A 19,036-nucleotide genomic window follows, 5' to 3' on the forward strand; every position below is an offset into this window, starting at 1 on the left:
TAACGAGTATCGGGTAACGAGTATCATGGCGTCTGTATACGGTTCCGCGCGTTCCGCGTCGAAGTCCCGTCGGGGTCGGTCCGGTGGAATTCTTCTCAGCACATTGCTTGCCTGCGGCGTCATCGCCGGGTCCGCCTGGGCCGTCGTTTCGACGCTCGGCGTGATGCAGGATGCGGCCTCCTCCTTGTCGGAAGGCAAGAAGAGCATTGCCGCCTCGCTTCATACCAGGCCTGTCGTGACCGAGAGGCAACACACCGAGCGCATGGTGAAGGTCGCGAAATTCTCGCGCCTCTCGCAGCCCTCGCAAAGCGATCTTCGCCAGAAGCAGCTCACCACCGAGGCGATCAAGCTTGCCCATCAGCGCAGGATTTCCATCCAGCTCGCCTCCGCCGTCAAGCGCGAGAAGGCGAAAGCCCTGATGCTCGAAGCCGCCTTTGCCCGCGCCGAGCGCTCGGTGGAGGAGGAGAAGGCGCTCAGCGGGCAGCCGACAATGGTCACCGCGCTGCTTCCCGACAATTCCGCCCGCAAGGACATCCAGCCCTTCGGCCTCGTCATGGCCAAGCCGGAAGCCGAAGAGGACGACATCCTCAGCGCAATCCCGCTGCCCGAAGCAAAGCCCGCGCTGGAAACCGTCACCATCGAGCGCAAGCCGGTGGAGGAAAAGCCCGTCGCACGCACGAAGCGCGACGAGGCGAAGGACAAGGAAGACGTCGCCCTTGCAAAGCCCGAGCGGTCGCTGTTCGGCGATCTTTTCAAGGGCAAGGGCAGCAGCACCGGCTGGCTCGGCAAGGGCACGAAGGTTGCGATCTACGACGTTTCCAACGCCACCGTTCACATGCCCGACGGCACGAAGCTGCGCGCCCATTCCGGCATCGGCAAGATGCGCGACAATCCCGACTACGAGCATATCAAGATGAATGGCCCGACGCCGGCCGGCATCTACCGCCTGAAGATGCGCGAGCGGCTCTTCCACGGCGTCGAGGCGATCCGCATGACGTCGATCGACGGTCGCGATCCGAAGAACCGCACGGGCCTTCTGACGCACACCAATCTGCTGCGCGGCCAGAAGGGCTCGCATGGCTGCGTTGCCTTCCAGAACTACGAGCCGTTCCTCAATGCCTTCAAGCGCGGTCGTGTGACCATGCTGGTCGTGGTGCCGGAACTGCCGTCCTCCCGCACGCAGCTTGCCGCGCTCTACCGCAAGGCCGGCGCATAACATTCCCCCCACATCGAACGAGACCGGCGCTTCAGGCGCCGGTTTTTTCATTGAGGACGGTTGGATGCCGTTTCCATGATTTTTCGTCGATGAAAATTTGCCGAACAGTACTTGGTTTATCAAAAGCTAAGAAATTTAGGTCATTTCTAGCCAATATCTGACTGTGGCCGGTTGCAAGACCGCATCGGGATTGGGAACGAAACATGACTGCTTTCGATTTTGGAATGAATGCCCGCGCCGTGCTGGCTGCGATGAACCGCTCGCAGGCGATCATCGAGTTCGATACCACGGGCACGATCCTGCACGCCAACGAGAACTTCCTGAATGCTATGGGCTATCAGCTTTCCGAGATCGTCGGCCAGCATCATCGCATGTTCGTCGAGCCGGAAGAGGCGGCCTCCGCCGACTACGCCGCCTTCTGGGCTGAGCTTGCCGAAGGTCGCTTCGACCGCCGCCAGTACAAGCGCATCGCCAAGGGCGGGCGGGAGATCTGGATCGAGGCGTCCTACAATCCCGTCTTCCGCGGCCGCAAGCCCTACTAGGTCGTGAAGTTCGCCACCGACATCACCGCCATCAAGCGCAAGGCGCAGGAGGACGAGGGCAAGCTCAGCGCGCTCGGTCGCGCGCAGGCGATCATCGAATTCACGCCGAACGGCGACATCCTGGCGGCCAACGAGAACTTCCTGGCGGCGCTCGGCTACGAGCTTTCCGAGATCGTCGGCCGCCACCACGCCATGTTCTGCGCGCCGGATTATGTGGCAAGCGCGGATTACAAGGCATTCTGGAGAAGGCTTGCCGAGGGGCAATTCGTCTCCGACCAGTTCACGCGCCTGGCCAAGGGTGGCGGCAAGATCCATATCCAGGCATCCTACAATCCGATCCTCGACGCGAACGGCAAGGTCTTCAAGGTTGTCAAGTTCGCAACCGACGTAACGGAGCGCGTCCGGTCGATGGAGGAGATCGGTGCCGGCCTCGGGCGTCTTGCGGAATGCAACATCCGTATGACCATCGATTGCGCGTTCGTGCCGGAATTCGAGCCCCTCCGTCGCGATTTCAACAATTCGATCGGTGCGTTCCAGGAGACCCTGTCGAAGGTGCTGGACCAGACCCATATGCTCAACGGAAGCGGCCAGGTGATGCACAGGGCAGCGGAGGACCTTTCCGAACGCACCCGCCGGCAGGCCGTCGCGCTGGAGGAGACCGCCGCCGCGTTGACGCAGGCGACCGTCGCCGTGCGCTCCTCGACCGAGCGCACACGGGAAACCCGCAAACTCGTGCAGGATGCGCGTGCCTCCGCCAATACCTCCGCCGGCGTGGTGAGCAATACCGTGAGCGCCATGCAGCGCATCGAATCCGCGTCGAGCGAAATCGGCACGATCATCGGCGTGATCGACGAAATCGCCTTCCAGACCAACCTTCTGGCGCTCAATGCCGGCGTCGAGGCGGCGCGCGCAGGGGACGCTGGCCGCGGGTTTGCCGTCGTCGCGCAGGAAGTGCGGGAACTGGCGCAGCGTTCGGCCAAGGCGGCGCGTGAGATCAAGACGCTGATCACCAACTCCCGCGCCGAGGTTCAGGAGGGCGTGCGACTTGTCGGGGAGACCGGCCGGGCGCTGCGCGAGATCGAGAACTTCGTCACCGAGATCGACCACAATGTCGATGCCATCGCGACATCCGCCGCCGAGCAGGCGAGCGGACTGGAGGAAATCAGCTCTGCCGTAAGCGATGTGGACCGCATCACCCAGGAAAACGCCGCCATGGTGGAGCGCACCACGACGACCAGCCAGTCGCTGGCCGAAGGCGCGACGACGCTGACGGAACTGGTGAACCGCTTCCAGCTCAATCGCCGGGGCCGTCGCCGCGACGGAAGCGAAATCTGGACGCCGGAAGAGCGCGCAGCCCGTCTTGGCGCCATGCGCCAGGCATCCTGACGGCACGAGGCGGGGCCTTTGGGCCCCGTCACACCCGTTCGACGAAGCCGTCGAGCACGCGTTTCTGGCCGGCCCGGTCGAAATCGATCGTCAGCTTGTTGCCTTCGATCGCCGCCACATTGCCATTGCCGAATTTCAGGTGGAAGACGCGGTCGCCGATCGAAAATTTCGACGGTTCGGCGGTGGTCGACTTGGCCACGAGTTCCCCGTCGATGGTGCGCCCGCGCGGGCCGCTCTCGCCGTAGCCGATGCGTTCGACGGCATGGCCGGAGCGTGAGCCCCAGTTGTCGCGCGTCGCCTCGGTGCGGTTTGCCTGCGCGCGTCGCCAGCCGGGCGTCGAATAGGCGTTCTGGAACGGCTCCTGCTTGTCGAAGCGCGACTGGCCGTAGCCGCCGCGACCGTAACCGCCATAGGATTGCTCCACCTCGGCCACTTCCACATGGCTTTCCGGCAGCTCGTCGAGGAAGCGCGAGGGCAGGGTCGATTGCCAGAGGCCGTGGATGCGGCGGTTCGAGACGAACCAGATGTGGCAGCGGCGCTTTGCCCGCGTGATGCCGACATAGGCAAGGCGGCGCTCTTCCTCGAGGCCGGACCGGCCGCCCTCGTCGAGTGCGCGCTGGTGCGGGAACAGGCCTTCCTCCCAGCCGGGCAGGAAGACCGTCTCGAATTCGAGGCCCTTGGCCGAGTGCAGCGTCATGATCGAGACAGCATCGAGGTTCTCGTTCTGCTCGGCGTCCATGACGAGCGAGACGTGATCGAGGAAGCCGCGCATCGAATCGAAGGCTTCCATCGAGCGAATGAGTTCCTTGAGGTTGTCGAGGCGGCCCGGCGCTTCGGCCGATTTATCGGCCTGCCACATGGCGGTATAGCCGCTTTCGTCGAGGATCTGTTCGGCAAGCTCGGTGTGCGGCATCGTCTCCAGCAACGCCTGCCAGCGGCGGAAGTCGGTGACGACGTCGAACAGCGCCTTGCGCGCCTTCGGCTTCAGCTCGTCCGTCTCGATGATATCCGATGCTGCCGTCAGCATGGGAATGTCGCGGGCGCGGGCATAGTCGTGCAGGTTGCGGATCGTCGTGTCGCCGAGGCCGCGCTTCGGCGTGTTGACGATGCGCTCGAAGGCGAGGTCGTTGGCCGGCTGGCTGACGAGGCGGAAATAGGCCAGTGCATCGCGGATTTCGAGGCGTTCATAGAAACGCGGGCCGCCGATGACGCGGTAGTTGAGGCCGAGCGTGACGAAGCGGTCTTCGAATTCGCGCATCTGGAAGGAAGCGCGCACCAGGATCGCCATGTCGTTGAGCTTGTGCTCCTTGCGCTGGAGCTGCTCGATCTCCTCGCCGACGGCGCGGGCTTCCTCCTCGGAATCCCATGCGGCGTGCACGACGACCTTGTCATCGTCGGGATCGTGCCTGTCGGTGAAGAGCGTCTTTCCGAGGCGGTCCTCGTTGTGGGCGATCAGATGGCCGGCAGCGCCGAGGATATGGGCGGTCGAGCGGTAGTTGCGCTCCAGCTTGATGACCTTTGCGCCGAGAAAGTCCTTCTCGAAGCGCAGGATGTTGTCCACCTCCGCGCCGCGCCAGCCGTAGATCGACTGGTCATCGTCGCCGACGCAGCAGACGTTCTGCGGCGTGCCCTTCGGCCGCTGCGCCAGAAGCCGCAGCCACATGTACTGCGCCGTGTTGGTGTCCTGATACTCGTCGACGAGAATGTAGCGGAAGCGCTGGTGATACTCGGCGAGCACGTCGGGATGGGCGCGGAACATGCGGATCGGGTGGAGCAGCAGGTCGCCGAAGTCGCAGGCATTCAGCGTCTTCAGGCGGCTCTGGTAGGCGGCGTAGAGTTCGCGGCCCTTGCCGTTGGCAAAGGCGCGGGCATCGCCTTCCGGAATCTGCGCCGGATCGAGGCCCTTGTTCTTCCACGTATCGATCATGCCGGCGAACTGCTTGGCCGGCCAGCGCTTGTCGTCGATGCTTTCCGCCTGGAGGAGCTGCTTGATCAGGCGAACGACGTCGTCGGTATCGAGGATCGAAAAATCCGAGCGCAGGCCGACGAGTTCGGCATGGCGGCGCAGGAGCTTCACGCCGATCGAGTGGAACGTGCCGAGCCAGGGCATGCCCTCGACGGCCCCGCCCACGAGAAGGCCGATGCGCTCCTTCATCTCGCGCGCCGCCTTGTTGGTGAAGGTCACCGCAAGGAGCTGGCTGGGAAAGGCGCGGCCGGTCGCTAGAATATGGGCGATGCGGGTCGTCAGCACGCGCGTCTTGCCGGTGCCGGCGCCGGCGAGCACGAGCACGGGGCCGTCGAGCGTCTCGACCGCCTCACGCTGCTCGGGATTGAGGCCGGAGAGGTAGTCCGGCGCACGGTGCGCATCGCGGGCCGCCATGGCGCGGGCGGCAATGCCAAGGCCTTGGCCGCCGCCGGCCGGCTTTGCCGGAGTGCCGGCAAGCTGCGGGTCCTCGTCGAAGAAGGGAATGTCGTCGTAACCGCTGATCATGCGGCTCAATGTAGTGATTCGGTCCGGAAAGGCCAGTTATCCGTTCTGCTTTTATTCCGCGGGCAAAAACAACGGCCAGAAGATTGTGGAAAGTCCCGCCGTTCAGCTCTTTGCGCGGTCCGCGTCGAAGAGGCCGTCCACCGGCACCTGCAGGGCGGTCGCGAGCTGGTTGGTCTTGCCGGCGAGTGAGACGATGGCGAGCAGTTCACCATATTGTTCGTCCGTCATGCCCTTGGCCCTTGCCGCCGCCGTGTGCGAATGGACGCAGTAGCTGCAGCCGTTCGTTACCGAGACGGCGATGTAGAGCATTTCCTTGACCAGCGGATCGAGCGTCGAGGGCGTTGCCATCACTGCCTTCACCTCGGCCCAAGTGCGCTCCAGCAACGCCGGGTCGAAGGCGAGGTAACGCCACATATTGTTGACGAAATCCGATTTTCGCGTGGTGCGGATGTCGTCGAACACCGCCTTGACGCGCGGATCGGCTTCCAGGTCTTCGGCAGGCTGGACGGTGCTCATGGTTTTCTCCTGAAGAATGGGCCGGCGGACGAGCCGCCGGCCGTATCGAACTAGACCAGCGCGAGGACGCGGGACGGTCCTCCCGTGCCGCCGCGCACCTTGGGCGCTCCGACGATGAGCGTCGCACCCTTGGCCGGAAGCTGGTCCAGATTGGCGGCAGCTTCAAGCCCCCAATGGCCGGAACCGAGCCAGGCATAGTGCGTGGCGAAGTCCGGCGAGATCCCGTGGTCGAGCGAAAGCGTATCGACGGCAATGCCGACGGCGCTGGAGTTTTCCGCAAGATACTGCACGGCTTCGGCGTGAAAGCCGGGGAAATGCATCTTGCCTTCGCTGTCGGCGTTCCTGAACTTGTCGGTGCCGAGATGCTTGCCCCAGCCGGAATGCAGCGCCACGCAGGCCTTTTCCGGCAGGTCGCCATTGGCCGAGATCCAGGCCTTGATGTCGTCGGGCGTGAGCTGGGCATCCGGGTTCGCATCCGCCTTCTCGCGGATATCGATGATGGCGAGCGGCACGACGAGGTCGGAAATCGGGATTTCGGCGACGGACTTGCCGTCTTCGGAAAAGTGCAGCGGCGCGTCGAGATGGGTGCCGGTGTGTTCGTTGACGCGCAGCTCGAACAGGTTGAACTTGTGTTCCTTGTAGTTGAATTTCTGCTCGCGCCAGAACTGTTGTTGTCCGAAGAAGGTCGGAAATTCCTCGTGGAGCTCATGGGTGAGGTCCGTTACCTGCGCCGGGGCCTGAGCAAGGGCCGGGCTCAGCGCGCCGGAGCTTGCGGCGGCAAGGGTGGCCGCTCCGGCGGTGGCGGCGCGGAAGAAGCTCCTTCTCGAGAGCATGCGGTTTTTCACGGATTCGATGACGCAGGCATTGCACATGACTTTCCCCTCTCGTTCAGTGTTTTCATGAAGAATGCGGAAATGATGCCGCAGCCCGCAGGCCGCTCGAAAAAGCTACCACAAGGAGAAGGGCCGTCCAGCCTCGGCTATGCTCGCGGAGGGGCGAAACGGGAAGATTTCTCTCTGTTTTCTTACGTTTCTGTAACAGAGCGACCCGCCAATCTTACAATTGCGTAATGAATGGATTCTTTCATTGCCGGTTCATTTCCAAAGCGGGATACTTGCTCTATGCCGCGCTGCAACAGGTACGGTTCGCTTGATTGGAGAGAGTGCGCATGCGGGTTTGGAAACAGCTCCTTATAAGCATTGGCGTCATTGTGGTCGGGGTCTTGCTCTGGGGCCGCTTCGTGCCGGGGGCGAACGCCATGCTGGTGGCTGCAGGCTTGCCGGGTACGCTCGTTGCCGCAATCGCGCCGGCCGGTGAAGGCGAGGCCGCGGGCGGCGGCGAAGGTGGCGCACGTCGCGGCGCATTCGGTGGCGGCCCCGTGCTGGTCTCCACGAAGCCGGTCTCCATGGCAGTCGTCAACGACCGGCTGAACGCCATCGGCGACGGTGAGGCCATCCGCACCGTGACGGTGACGCCCTATTCGACGGGCAACCTTACGGAAGTCCTCGTCGAATCCGGCGACCGGGTGGAGCAGGGGCAGATCATCGCCCGCCTGGACAGCGACGAACAGAAGATCGCCGCCGACCAGGCGCGGGTGAGCCGCGAAAACGCCGAGCAGAAGCTGAAGCGCATCGAGAACCTTCGCTCGTCGATGAGCATTGCCGATCTTCAGGATGCCCAGACCGCCCTGAAGGCGGCGGAACTGGCGCTTCAAAATGCCGAGCTGACGCTGCGCCGCCGCGATATCACCGCGCCCTATGGCGGCGTGGTCGGCATCATCTCCGTCAATCCGGGCGACTATGTAACGACCTCCACGGCGATTGCCCGCATCGACGACCGTTCGGAAATCCTTGTCGATTACTGGGTGCCGGAACGCTTCGCGACGAGCGTGCGTGTCGGTGGAGAGGTGACGGCGACCGCCGTCGCGCGGCCGGGTGAAACCTTCACCGGCGTCGTTCAGGCGATCGACAACCGCATTGACCAGGAAAGCCGCACCTTGCGGGTGCGCGCCCGCATCGACAATCCCGAGGACCTGCTGCGCGCCGGCATGTCCTTCCAGGTCACCATGCGCTTTGCCGGAGACCTCTACCCGAAGGTCGATCCGCTTTCCGTCCAGTGGAGTGCCGAAGGATCCTATATCTGGCGGGTGACGGGCGACAAGGTGGAGCGCGTGCCGATCCATATCATGCAGCGCAATCCGGACAGCGTTCTCATCAAGGCGGACCTTGCCGAGGGTGATCAGGTCGTCACGGAAGGTCTGCAGACGCTTCGGCCGGGCGGCGCGGTGCGCACCGTCGCCGAGCAGCGGACGCCGGCCGTGACGGAGGGTTCCTGATGTCGGGGGAGGCGGGCGGTTTCGATAGCTCCGGCAAGGCAGGGTTCACAGCGCTTTTCATCCGCCGGCCGGTCTTTGCCATCGTCTTGAACACCCTGATCGTCGTCGCCGGCCTTGCCGCCTACAACGGCGTGGAAATCCGCGAATTGCCGTCTGTCGATCAGCCGGTCATCAGCGTGACGACCGATTTTGACGGGGCCTCGCCGGAGACGGTCGATCGGGAGCTTACCGATGTCATCGAGGGGGCGGTTTCCCGCGTCCAGGGCATCAAGAGCATTTCCTCGCAGTCGTCCTTCGAGCGAAGCCGCGTAACGCTGCAGTTTTCCGACACGACCGACGTCAACCAGGCGGCGAACGATGTGCGCGATGCGCTTGGCCGGGTGTCGAACCAGATTCCGGACGGCGCGGATGAACCGCGCGTGGTCAAGGCCGATGCGGACAGCCAGCCGATCATGCGGCTAGCGCTTACCTCCGACACGCAGTCGCTCGAAGATCTGACGCTGCTTGCCGAAAACGAGATCACCGATCGCCTCGCCTCCGTCGAAGGCGTTGCCGACGTTGCCGTCTACGGCGATCAGGAAAAGATTTTTCGCGTCGATGTCGACCAGGCGAAGCTTGCCGCGCGTGGGCTGACGGTGGCGGATCTGCGCAACACGCTGGCGACTGCCGCCTTCGACGTGCCGGCCGGCTCGCTGAAAAGCCGGAGCCAGGACATTACGGTGCGTGCGACAGCCGATCTCACCACGCCCGCCGACTTCGAGAACCTGATCCTCAAGAACCGTGTGCGCCTCGGCGACGTCGCGATGGTGACCATGGGGCCGGACGAGGGCTCGACGGCGCTACGCTCCAACGGACGCCAGGGCATCGGCCTCGGTATCGTCCGCCAGGCGCAGTCCAACACGCTCGACATTTCCGAGGGCGTGAAGCGGATGGTGGCGCAGTTCGACAGCATCCTGCCGGAAGGCACGCAGATCAAGGTCACCAGCGACGATGCCGTGTTCATCGACGGGGCCATCCATGAGGTGGAGATCGCGCTCGTCGTCGCCGTGGTGATCGTGACGCTTGTCATCTATCTTTTCCTGCTCGACTGGCGGGCGACGCTGATCCCGACGATCAGCATGCCGATCACGCTGATCGGCACGGTGGCGGCCATCTACATGGCCGGCTTCTCCGTCAATATCCTCACGCTGCTGGCCATCGTTCTGGCGACGGGCTTGGTGGTGGACGACGCCATCGTGGTGTTGGAAAACATCGTGCGCCGCCGGGCGGAGGGCCTGAAGCCGCGCGCCGCGGCCATCCTCGGCACGCTCGAAGTGTTCTTCGCCGTCATCGCCACCACCGCGACGCTCGCCGCCGTCTTCGTGCCGCTGTCCTTCCTGCCGGGGCAGGCGGGCCGGCTGTTCCGTGAATTCGGCTTCGTGCTGGCCTTTGCGGTGTTGCTGTCGTCCTTCGTCGCGCTGACGCTCTGTCCGATGCTGGCCTCGCGCCTGCTGACGAACGAGGTGAAGCACGAGCGCACCGGCATCCTGGCACGCATCGGCGCTGCGGCCTCGCGCTTCTACCGCTCGACGCTGAGCGCCTGTCTTGGCGCGCCCTTCATCGTCTTCATGGCAGCGCTGCTTTTCACGGCCGCGGGCGCGACCTCCTTCTTCACCATCAAGTCGGAGCTGACGCCGAGCGAGGACCGCTCCATGGTGATGCTGCGCGTGAACGCGCCGCAGGGCGTGTCGCTCGAATATGCGCAGGACCAGATGAAGCTGGTCGAAAACAAGCTTCGCCCGCTCTACGACAGCGGCGAGATCGTCAACGTCTTCTCGATCTCCGGGCAGGGCGGTTCGACCAATAGCGGCTTCATGGTGCTGACGCTCGCCTCGTGGGCCGACCGCGAGCGCACGCAGCAACAGATCGTGCAGGATATCAACGCGGCCGTGGCGACCGTGCCGTCCGTCCGCGCCTTCACCATGCAGCCGAACAGCCTTGGCATTCGCGGGGCCGGCAACGGCCTGCAGGTCGCGCTTGTCGGCAACGATTATACCAAGCTCGGCAATGCGGCGGCCGAACTCGTGCGCAAGATCGAGGACAGCGGCCGCTTCCAGAACGTGCGCCTCAACTACGAGGCCAACCAGGCGCAGCTTTCCGTGACCGTGGATCGCGAGCGCGCCGCCGATCTCGGCATCGATATCACGGGCCTTTCGGCCGCCTTGCAGGCCATGCTGGAAGGCACGAGCGTCGTCGATGTCTATGTCGAGGGGCAATCCTATCCCGTCAAGCTGACCTCCACGACCTCGCCGATCAACGATCCGATGGACCTGGAAAACATTTTCCTCAAGACCGGCGACGGCAAGATTGTGCCCATGTCGTCCATCGCCACGCTGGAGGAAAAGGCCGTCGCGCCGCAGCTCTCGCGTGAGCAGCAGCTTCGCGCCGTGTCGCTTTCGGCCGGCCTCAAGGACGGTCTGGCGCTTGGCGATGCGCTCGCCATGGTGCAGGAAATGGCAGAACCTCTGCTGCCGGAAGGCTCGCGCCTGATGCCGATGGCGGAGGCTGCGACCCTTGAGGAGAATTCGAGCGGCCTTGTCGTCACCTTCGGCTTTGCCCTCGCCATCATCTTCCTGGTTCTGGCGGCGCAGTTCGAAAGCTTCGTCAGTGCGATCATCATCATGGTGACGGTGCCGCTCGGCCTTGCCTGCGCCGTGTTCGCGATGATCCTGACGGGAACGACGCTCAACATCTACAGTCAGATCGGGCTCGTGCTGCTCGTCGGCATCATGGCGAAGAACGGCATTCTCATCGTCGAATTCGCCAACCAGCTGCGCGACCGCGGACAGGATATCCGCAGCGCCATCGAGAATGCCTCGAACATCCGCCTGCGTCCCGTTCTGATGACGATGATCGCCACGGTGGTCGGTGCGGTGCCGCTGGTCGTGGCGAGCGGGGCGGGCGCCGAGGCGCGCATTTCGCTCGGCTGGGTGCTGGTCGGCGGTCTCGGCCTTGCGACGGTGGTAACGCTCTACCTGACGCCGGTCGCCTATCTGGTTATCGCCCGCTTCACCAGCCCGCATGCCGACGAGGAAAAGCGCCTCGCCGCCGAATTGCGGCATGCCGAAATGCTCGAGCGGAAGGCGGACGATGCCCTGCCGCAGGCGGCGGAGTGATCTTCGCTCCGCCCGGCCGGAAATGCTGATGACGAGCCGATATTGCGGCTGGACAGCCGTGCGCCAATTTGCACAGTAGCGCCTCACGAGAATGAGGATTGAACATGGCATTGGCGGATATCAGGAGTGGCACGCGCAACGAGAAGGGTATCGCCGAAGCGCTGCCGCGTCTTGCAGAACGGTTCGGGGCGCGTTTCCAGACGGGAGAGGCGATCCGCGCCCAGCACGCGCACACCACGACCTATATTCCCGCCCAGCTTCCCGATGGCGTCGTCTTCGTTGAAAATTCCGGTGACGTGCAAGCGGTCGTGGCGCTCTGCGCGGAACTCAAGGTGCCGGTCATCCCCTTCGGCACGGGCTCCTCGCTGGAGGGGCAGGTGAACGCGCCGCAGGGCGGTATTTCCATCGATTTCAGCAACATGAAGCGGGTGCTGGAGGTGAATGCCGAAGATCTCGACTGCACGGTCGAGCCCGGCATCACCCGCGAGGAACTCAACACCTATCTTCGCGACACCGGCCTCTTCTTTCCGATCGACCCCGGCGCCAATGCTTCGATCGGCGGCATGACGTCGACCCGCGCTTCCGGCACCAATGCGGTGCGCTATGGCACCATGAAGGACAACGTGCTGGCCGTGACCGCCGTGACGGCGACCGGCGAGGAAATCCGCACGGCCCGCCGGGCGCGGAAATCATCCGCCGGATACGACCTCACGCGCCTCTTCGTCGGGGCGGAAGGCACGCTCGGCGTGCTGACCTCCGTCACGTTACGCCTTCAGGGCATTCCCTCGGTCATTGCGGGCGGCATTTGCGGCTTCCCGACGCTGGCGGACGCCTGCAATGCGGTGATCATGACGATCCAGCTCGGCATCCCGGTTGCGCGCATCGAACTGGTAAATACGTTGCAGATCAAGGCCTGCAACGCCTATTCCGGCCTGACCCTGCCCGAGCAGCCGACGCTCTTTGTCGAGTTTCACGGCAACGCGGAGAGCGTGCGCCTGCAATCGGAAGAATTCGGCGCGATTGCCGCCGAATGCGGCGGCGGTGAATTCCAGTGGACGGCCGATGCGCAGGAGCGTGCGAAACTCTGGAAGGCCCGGCACAATGTCTATTGGGCAGCCAAGGGGCTCAGGCCCGGATACGCCGTCATCGCCACCGATGTCTGCGTGCCGATCTCCCGGCTTGCCGATTGCGTGGCGGAAACGGAGGCAGACATCGACGAGCATGGTCTGCTGGCACCGATCGTCGGGCACGCCGGCGACGGCAATTTCCATGTCAGCATCGTTTTCGACGACAAGGATCCGCTGCATGTCGAACAGGTGGAAGCCTTCGTCGGCCGGCTGAATGCCCGCGCGCTCGCCATGGACGGCACCTGCACGGGCGAACACGGTATCGGGCAGGGCAAGCAGACCTTTCTTCCTCAGGAACTCGGCGGTGCGGTTGAGCTGATGCAACAGATCAAGCGGGCGCTCGATCCCGACAACATTCTGAACCCTGGCAAGATTTTTTCGACTCTGCCGGAGAATTAGACGCTATCCTTACGGCGATGGAACGGAATTCGAGGCTTGCGGCGTGCTTTCTAGGATAATGCTCTTTGTCGGCGGCCTCGTGGTCGTGGCGCTCTTCGTCGCGCTGCTCGCCCCGTTTTTCGTCGACTGGACCAGTTTCCGGCAGGGTTTCGAGCGTGAGGCGAGCCGCATCATGGGCCGCACGGTCGTGGTCCATGGCAGTGTCGATGCGCGCCTGATCCCGTTTCCCTCGGTGACGCTCAACGACGTGCGCGTCGGCTCGCCCGAGGATGGCAAGCCATTGGTCGAGGTGGCGCGCTTCTCGATGGATGCGGAACTGGCGCCGTTCCTGTCCGGCGAGGCGCTGATCTTCGACATGCGCATCGAGGAGCCGAAGGCGCGGATAAAGCTCTTCGAGGACGGCACGCTCGACTGGGCGCGCGGGCGCAAGGCAGACATTCCCGCCCGCACCGTCATTCTCGAAAATGTCTCCATTACCGGCGGCGAGATCGAATTCGTCGATGAACAGACCGGCCGCACGCGCCATGTCACCGGCCTCGATGCGCAGGTCTCGGCAAAATCGCTCGGCGGACCGTGGCGCATTGACGGGCGCGCGGCGCTCGACGGTGAAAGTGGCGCCTTCCAGCTTGCGAGCGGGCAGCTTGAAAACGATACGCTTTCCCTGCGCGCCCGCATCGTTCCCGATCGCCTGACCTTCACCGCCGATCTCGACGGTGCGTTGAAGGTGGTGGATTTCCGTCCGCAATATCAGGGCGGCTTCACGATCTCCGAAAAGCCGCGCCCGAAAGGCGAGGGCGCGGCCGAGCCGATCCGCGTCGCCGGCAAGTTCGAGCTTTCCAACGAGCGTATCCGCGTTCCGGAATACCGTCTTGAAGCCGGTCCGCATGACGATCCCTATGTGGTGACGGGCGAGGCGACGCTCGATACCGGCCGTGCGCCGGAATTCCTGCTGATCGCCGATGGCCAGCAGATCGATGTCAGCCGTATCGGAAACAGCGGGGAGACCGGCAAGACCGGCCGCGACCCGCAGGGTTCCGCCCGCCAGCGGCTGCAGGCGCTGCTGGCGATCGCGGCCGATATTCCGATCCCGCAGGTGCCGGGACGCGCCAGCCTCTTCCTGCCGGCCGTGGTGGTGGGCGATACGACGGTGCGCGAGATCCGGCTCGACGTGAAGCCGGACGGCGACGGCTGGCGGATCGACCGGGCCGATGCATTGCTGCCGGGTCGCACCGCGCTTGAGGCCAATGGTCGGCTGATGCTGCGCGAGAACCGCGGTTTCGTGGGTGACCTGCTGATCGCCTCCAACCAGCCCTCGGGCCTGGCGACCTGGCTTGCCGGTTCCGTCGATCCCGAAATCCGCAAGCTGAAGACGGCGGGCTTTTCCGCCCGGGTGAGCCTGACGGACGAATTGCAGCGCTTCGAAAATCTCGAAATCGCCATCGGCGGCGCGTCGCTGACCGGCCGGCTGGAGCGCGAATCCCGCAGGGAGGCGGATCCGACGCTCTCGCTTCAACTGCGCGGCAACGAAGTGGAGCTGGAATCGCTTCAGGCCCTTGTCGGCCTCGTGGCGGGCGATGCCTCGCTTTCCACCGTGCTCGACCATTCGATCGCGCTCGACCTCAAGGCGGATCGCCTTCTCGCCTTCGGGGAAAGCGCCGAGGGCGTCACCGCCGCGCTTTCGGTGAAGGACGGCCTCCTGACACTGAGCCGTCTCAACATCGCCTCGCTGGAAGGCGCGGCACTGTCGGCGAGCGGCACGATCGGCGGCTCGCTTCTGGCGCCGAGCGCCGGGATGGACCTGACGCTGAAGGCGGCGGCTATGCGGCCTGTCGCCGAGCTTCTGGCGCGGCACCTGCCGGCCCATCCGCTGCTTGCCCGGTTCCTCGCCAATGCCGGCTACTACGACAATGCCGATCTTTCCCTGCGGGCGACCTTCTCCGGTGAGGAGGAAGGTCCGGCGACTGTCACGCTCGCCGGTCCCGTCAATGACGGGCGCATCGAGCTGAAACTGTCGGCGCCGACGCCTGCCGATCTCCTGCGCGGCGGTAATTTCAATCTGGAAGGCAGCCTGTTCAATCCGCAATCGGTGGTGCTCGCCGGGCAGATGGGGCTTGATCCGCTCCCCTTTGACGCCGATCCGGATGCAAGCCTCACCTTCCACGTCACGCAGCCAGGGGAAGGACCTGCCGATGTCTTGGCCGCCTTCAACGCCGGCAGCACGTCGATCACCGCCAAAGGCACGGCCATTCTCTCCGCCGAGGATTTTCTGTCCGGCTCGCTCGCCCTTACGGCGAGAAGCGACGACATCGAGCCCTATCTGATGATGAACGGCATCGCCGTGCCGCAGGCCGGTGCGGGGCTGCCGCTCGCGTTGCAGGCCGCCGTCGCGACGAGCACCGGGGCATTCGCGATTACCGGAATTGCCGGCGAAGCGGACCGCAATGCCTTTTCCGGCGATCTGACGCTCGACCGCACGGCATCGACGCTCAAGGGCACGGGCGCACTGCGCTTCGATACGGTCGATTTCGCCTTCCTTGCGGAGGCTGTGGCTGGCCCCGTGACGGATATCGCAGAGGGCGGGCTGAATGCCGCGCCGCTCACCCAGCCGCTTCACGACGCTGCCGACATGTCCGTCGCGCTGGAAGCCGGGTCGTTCTGGCCGGGCCTCTACGGTGCAGTGGAGGGCTTCAAGGGCAATCTTCTCTGGAAGGGCGGCGAACTGACCTTGACCGACATGGCGGGCGACTGGCTTGGCGGCAAGCTCTCCGGGCGCATCAAGATCGCCAATGCCGACGAGAACGGGCTGTTCGAGGCGCGCGCCGATCTTTCGGGCGTCGACCTGTCGCGGATCGTCTGGTCCGGTCCCGCTGGCGCAGTCGCCGGCGGCAAGGCGGACGTGACGCTTGCCGTCGATGCTTCCGGCAAGAACGTGCGCGCCATGGTCGAGGGGGCCAGCGGCTCGGGCGACGCACGCATTTCCGGTTTCGTCATCCGGGGGCTCGATACGAGTGCGCTACCCACGCTGCTGGCGCAAGCCGATCGCATCGAAGGCGATATCACGCCGGAACGCGTTTCCGGATTCGCCTCCGATGCCATCCTGAAGGGGGAGGCGATGCTGGGCACGGCGCGCATTCCCTTCGCGCTTGCGGGCGGCAGGTTGCGCGTGCAGAGCGTGACGGCGGAAGACGACCGGGCCGCGCTTTCGGGCGACGCGGATGTCGCTCTTGCCGACGGGACGATGACAGGGCGGCTCTCGCTCACCTACAAGGCCGGTGAGGATGCGCTGGCCGGTGCTGATCCGGAGGTGGCGCTCGCCTATCGCGGCCTTGTGGAGGCGCCTGGCGTAGAACTCGACGTGCAGCCGCTCGCCAACTATCTGTCGCTGCGCCGCTTCGAGACCGAGCGGCGACGCGTCGAGACCTTGCAGGCGAATGTGCTGGAAAAACAGCGCCTGCGGCGCGAGGCCGCGCTCTATCGTTCGCGTGCCGAAGCCCGTGCCGCACTTGCCGAGGCCACGCGCCTGCAGGTGGAGGAAGAACAGCGCCGGCGCGCGCAAGCCCGCGAACGGGCCGAGCAGGAACGCACCGTGCGCGAGGCTGCGCAAGAGGCCGAGCGGATCAAGCGAAAAGCTGCGGAAGACGCCCGTATTCAGCTGGAAGGGCAGGAGGAGGCTCGCCGGCTTGCCCAGCAGCGGGCGGCCGAGGAAGCCCGCAAGGCGGAGGAGGCGGCCAAGCGTCGCCGCTTGCCGGTCTCGCCCGACGACGGTGTGGAACGGGGCGGCGAGTTGCCGCCGGTCGATAGCGGTCAGAGCCTGAATTTCGATGCTTTGCCCGGGCTCAACTGACCGGCTGTTCGCCGTTTTTCCGTTTCAGCCATTCCAGCACGAACAGGCGCAGAGCCGAGGAAAGATTGCCGTCCACGCCGCGCGCATCGTCGATCTCCCGCAAGAGGGCGGCAAGCGGCAGGCCGCGCTCGTCGGCAATGGCTTTCAGCTCGTCATGGAAGGCGGGTTCGAGCGAGAAGCTCGTGCGGTGGCCGTGCAGCGTCGTTGAATATTTGCGGATCATGCCCGTCCTCGCGCACCTGTTCAGGTGATTGGCAGATCGATTCCGGCTTTGCCGGTAAGGGTTTGAAAGGTCAGTCTTTAGCGTCGTCGGGCCGCTCGAGGCGGCCCTGATCGAGCGTCTTTTGCGCCTTGTCGTTGAGCGCGCGCGTCAGGGATTTTTCCGTTTTCGTGCGGCCGAAGGCCACACGGTTCTGCTCGGCCTGCTTCTCCTTGTCGGAGCGCGCCTTCTGTTTGCGGAACTGGCGGAGATTGACGACGTCGCCGCTCATCGCGCGGCCTCAGTTCTTCTTGCGGAACGAATCGAGCGAGACGACGGAGCCACCCTTGTTGTTGTCGTCGCCACCGGTCGGCGGCGTCGGCTCCTCGGCGGGCTCTTCGGCCTTTTCCGCAGGGGTGGGATAGGCGGTGATCTCGGCGGAGTTCTCGTCTTCCTCAACCGCCGGCACGTCGAATTCCAGCTCGAAGCTGACGGACGGGTCATAGAAGCCGCGGATGGCGTTGAACGGGATGACCAGCTTTTCCGGCGTGTCGGAGAAGGAGAGGCCGATCTCGAACAGGCTCTCGGTCACCTTCAGATCCCAGAACTGATGCTGGATGACGATGGTCATCTGCTCGGCATACTTCGCCTTGAGGTGCTGCGAGATGCGCACGCCGGGGGCGTTGGTCAGGAAGGTGATGAAGAAATGGTGCTCGCCGGGCAGATGGCCCGTGACGGCGATCTCGGACAGAACCTTGCGAATGACGCTGCGCAGCGCGTCCTGAGCGAGAATGTCGTAGCGAATGTGGTCTTGCGCCATCCGTTCCTGTCTTTCTTCCTGCCTTTGTCGTCAGGCATTGTAGGGTCGTTCTCATGCTTGCCGGCACGAGTCATGTGGCACAGCTATAGACCATTTCTAGAGATTGGAGAAGGTGAAGGCTTCTGTTGCCAGGTGCCTTCGGACCCCGCCTGCCGGTGCGACCCGTCAGGACTTTGAGTGAAGTGTCACACCGCCATTAGGCAGCGAGACGAGCTTCCGCATAGTTGTCGTTTGCAACTACAAGTTTAGCCCGATAACGGTGGTACAATGCCGAGCAAAAAGTCGATCTTTACGCCCTTGTCGATCCTATTTCGCCCCCATCAAAAGCCGGTCCGTCGAAATGACCGGTTTTTGGTGGAGGCGCCGGGTACCGCCCCCGGGTCCAATGGGTTTATTACACCGCCCGTTTATTGCCATAGCTGCCGAGGCAGCACTTCACATATAGGCACTCTTGCGTCGCAAGAAAAGGGCTTTGTGACAGCGGTTCGGCAAGTTTTCGCCGTCAGGCTGTTTTCGCGGTTTCGCCGTCCGCCGGGATGTGGACGGAAGCCTGGATGGAGCGCGCATTTCGGGCCGCAGCCGGGGCTCGACGCGTTTATTAGTGCTTGACTTGCCATCGCTGCGTGAAAAACATGGTTGCGCGGCGGGACCCCATGACGGTGGCGGCCGAACCATAGAGGAGACACCATGACCGACTATCTCGCAGATGTCCGCAAGTATGACAGCGGTGCCGACGAGGCCATCGTCAAGAAGATCGTGACCCATCTTGGTATCGCCCTGCGCAACCGCGACTCCTCGCTCGTCTCCTGCTCCGATCCGGAAGAACTGAACCGTGTGAAGGAGAAGTGGTGCAGCAAGAAGTTCGGCGTCACCGGCGATCCTGCCGACAAGGCCGTCGAGGCCGTCTGCAAGGCCATGGCCGACGACCGCACCAAGTCGCGCGTGACCTTCTACTATCTCACCGCCAAGGAACTCGGAAAGCTCGGCGCGCTCGCCTGAGGAAAGC

At 64.2% G+C, this 19,036-nt stretch carries 12 protein-coding genes, 1 other RNA gene and 1 pseudogene; 7 read left to right on the forward strand and 7 right to left on the reverse strand.

Annotated features, from left to right (window positions below; all coding sequences use genetic code 11):
* Positions 1 to 25 precede the first annotated feature (25 nt).
* Together WA950_RS09495 and WA950_RS09500 are read left to right on the forward strand one after the other, a co-directional pair.
* The gene (locus WA950_RS09495) at positions 26 to 1,216 is read left to right on the forward strand and encodes a DUF2778 domain-containing protein (protein WP_424551464.1); all 1,191 of its coding nucleotides are present in this window, start codon (positions 26 to 28) and stop codon (positions 1,214 to 1,216) included.
* A 203-nt stretch (positions 1,217 to 1,419) separates the two neighbouring features.
* Positions 1,420 to 3,144: pseudogene (locus tag WA950_RS09500) on the forward strand (methyl-accepting chemotaxis protein).
* A gap of 28 nt (positions 3,145 to 3,172) precedes the next feature.
* Here the strand turns inward: WA950_RS09500 and WA950_RS09505 are convergent.
* The 3 genes from WA950_RS09505 to WA950_RS09515 form a co-directional block, all read right to left on the reverse strand.
* Positions 3,173 to 5,635, reverse strand: a complete 2,463-nt coding sequence (locus WA950_RS09505) for an ATP-dependent helicase (protein WP_424551522.1) — start codon at positions 5,633 to 5,635, stop codon at positions 3,173 to 3,175.
* Positions 5,636 to 5,737: 102 nt separating this feature from the next.
* Positions 5,738 to 6,151, reverse strand: a complete 414-nt coding sequence (locus WA950_RS09510) for a carboxymuconolactone decarboxylase family protein (protein ID WP_424551465.1) — start codon at positions 6,149 to 6,151, stop codon at positions 5,738 to 5,740.
* Between the two features lie 50 nt (positions 6,152 to 6,201).
* Positions 6,202 to 7,023: a cyclase family protein gene (locus tag WA950_RS09515; protein WP_424551466.1), complete on the reverse strand. Its 822-nt coding sequence runs from the start codon at positions 7,021 to 7,023 to the stop codon at positions 6,202 to 6,204.
* Between the two features lie 296 nt (positions 7,024 to 7,319).
* Between WA950_RS09515 and WA950_RS09520 the strand changes: the two genes are divergently transcribed.
* The 4 genes from WA950_RS09520 (at position 7,320) to WA950_RS09535 (ending at position 17,011) form a co-directional block, all read left to right on the forward strand.
* Positions 7,320 to 8,486, forward strand: a complete 1,167-nt coding sequence (locus WA950_RS09520) for an efflux RND transporter periplasmic adaptor subunit (protein ID WP_424551467.1) — start codon at positions 7,320 to 7,322, stop codon at positions 8,484 to 8,486.
* The gene (locus WA950_RS09525) at positions 8,486 to 11,641 is read left to right on the forward strand and encodes an efflux RND transporter permease subunit (protein ID WP_424551468.1); all 3,156 of its coding nucleotides are present in this window, start codon (positions 8,486 to 8,488) and stop codon (positions 11,639 to 11,641) included. Before WA950_RS09520 ends, WA950_RS09525 begins: the two co-directional genes overlap by 1 nt.
* A gap of 104 nt (positions 11,642 to 11,745) precedes the next feature.
* On the forward strand, positions 11,746 to 13,167 hold the full coding sequence (locus WA950_RS09530; protein WP_424551469.1) for an FAD-binding oxidoreductase: 1,422 nt from the start codon (positions 11,746 to 11,748) through the stop codon (positions 13,165 to 13,167).
* Positions 13,168 to 13,210: 43 nt separating this feature from the next.
* Positions 13,211 to 17,011 (forward strand): AsmA family protein, encoded by a 3,801-nt coding sequence (locus tag WA950_RS09535; RefSeq protein ID WP_424551470.1) that lies wholly within the window; start codon positions 13,211 to 13,213, stop codon positions 17,009 to 17,011.
* Here the strand turns inward: WA950_RS09535 and WA950_RS09540 are convergent.
* The 4 genes from WA950_RS09540 to ssrA form a co-directional block, all read right to left on the reverse strand.
* Positions 17,004 to 17,234 (reverse strand): ribbon-helix-helix domain-containing protein, encoded by a 231-nt coding sequence (locus tag WA950_RS09540; protein ID WP_424551471.1) that lies wholly within the window; start codon positions 17,232 to 17,234, stop codon positions 17,004 to 17,006. The genes WA950_RS09535 and WA950_RS09540 overlap by 8 nt on opposite strands.
* Before the next feature lie 70 nt (positions 17,235 to 17,304).
* Complete coding sequence (locus WA950_RS09545) at positions 17,305 to 17,502, reverse strand: DUF4169 family protein (RefSeq protein WP_424551472.1); 198 nt, start codon at positions 17,500 to 17,502, stop codon at positions 17,305 to 17,307.
* Positions 17,503 to 17,511: 9 nt separating this feature from the next.
* A complete protein-coding gene (locus WA950_RS09550; RefSeq protein WP_424551473.1) occupies positions 17,512 to 18,030 on the reverse strand; it encodes an SspB family protein in 519 nt (172 codons plus the stop codon).
* 111 nt (positions 18,031 to 18,141) lie between these two features.
* Positions 18,142 to 18,501: a transfer-messenger RNA gene (ssrA, locus tag WA950_RS09555) on the reverse strand.
* A 216-nt stretch (positions 18,502 to 18,717) separates the two neighbouring features.
* Here ssrA and WA950_RS09560 point away from each other — a divergent pair.
* Positions 18,718 to 19,029 (forward strand): DUF2853 family protein, encoded by a 312-nt coding sequence (locus WA950_RS09560; protein ID WP_424551474.1) that lies wholly within the window; start codon positions 18,718 to 18,720, stop codon positions 19,027 to 19,029.
* The last annotated feature ends 7 nt before the right edge of the window (positions 19,030 to 19,036 follow it).

It is taken from the genome of Shinella sp. (genome assembly GCF_049651085.1).
In the GTDB taxonomy this organism is placed as follows: Bacteria; Pseudomonadota; Alphaproteobacteria; order Rhizobiales; family Rhizobiaceae; genus Shinella.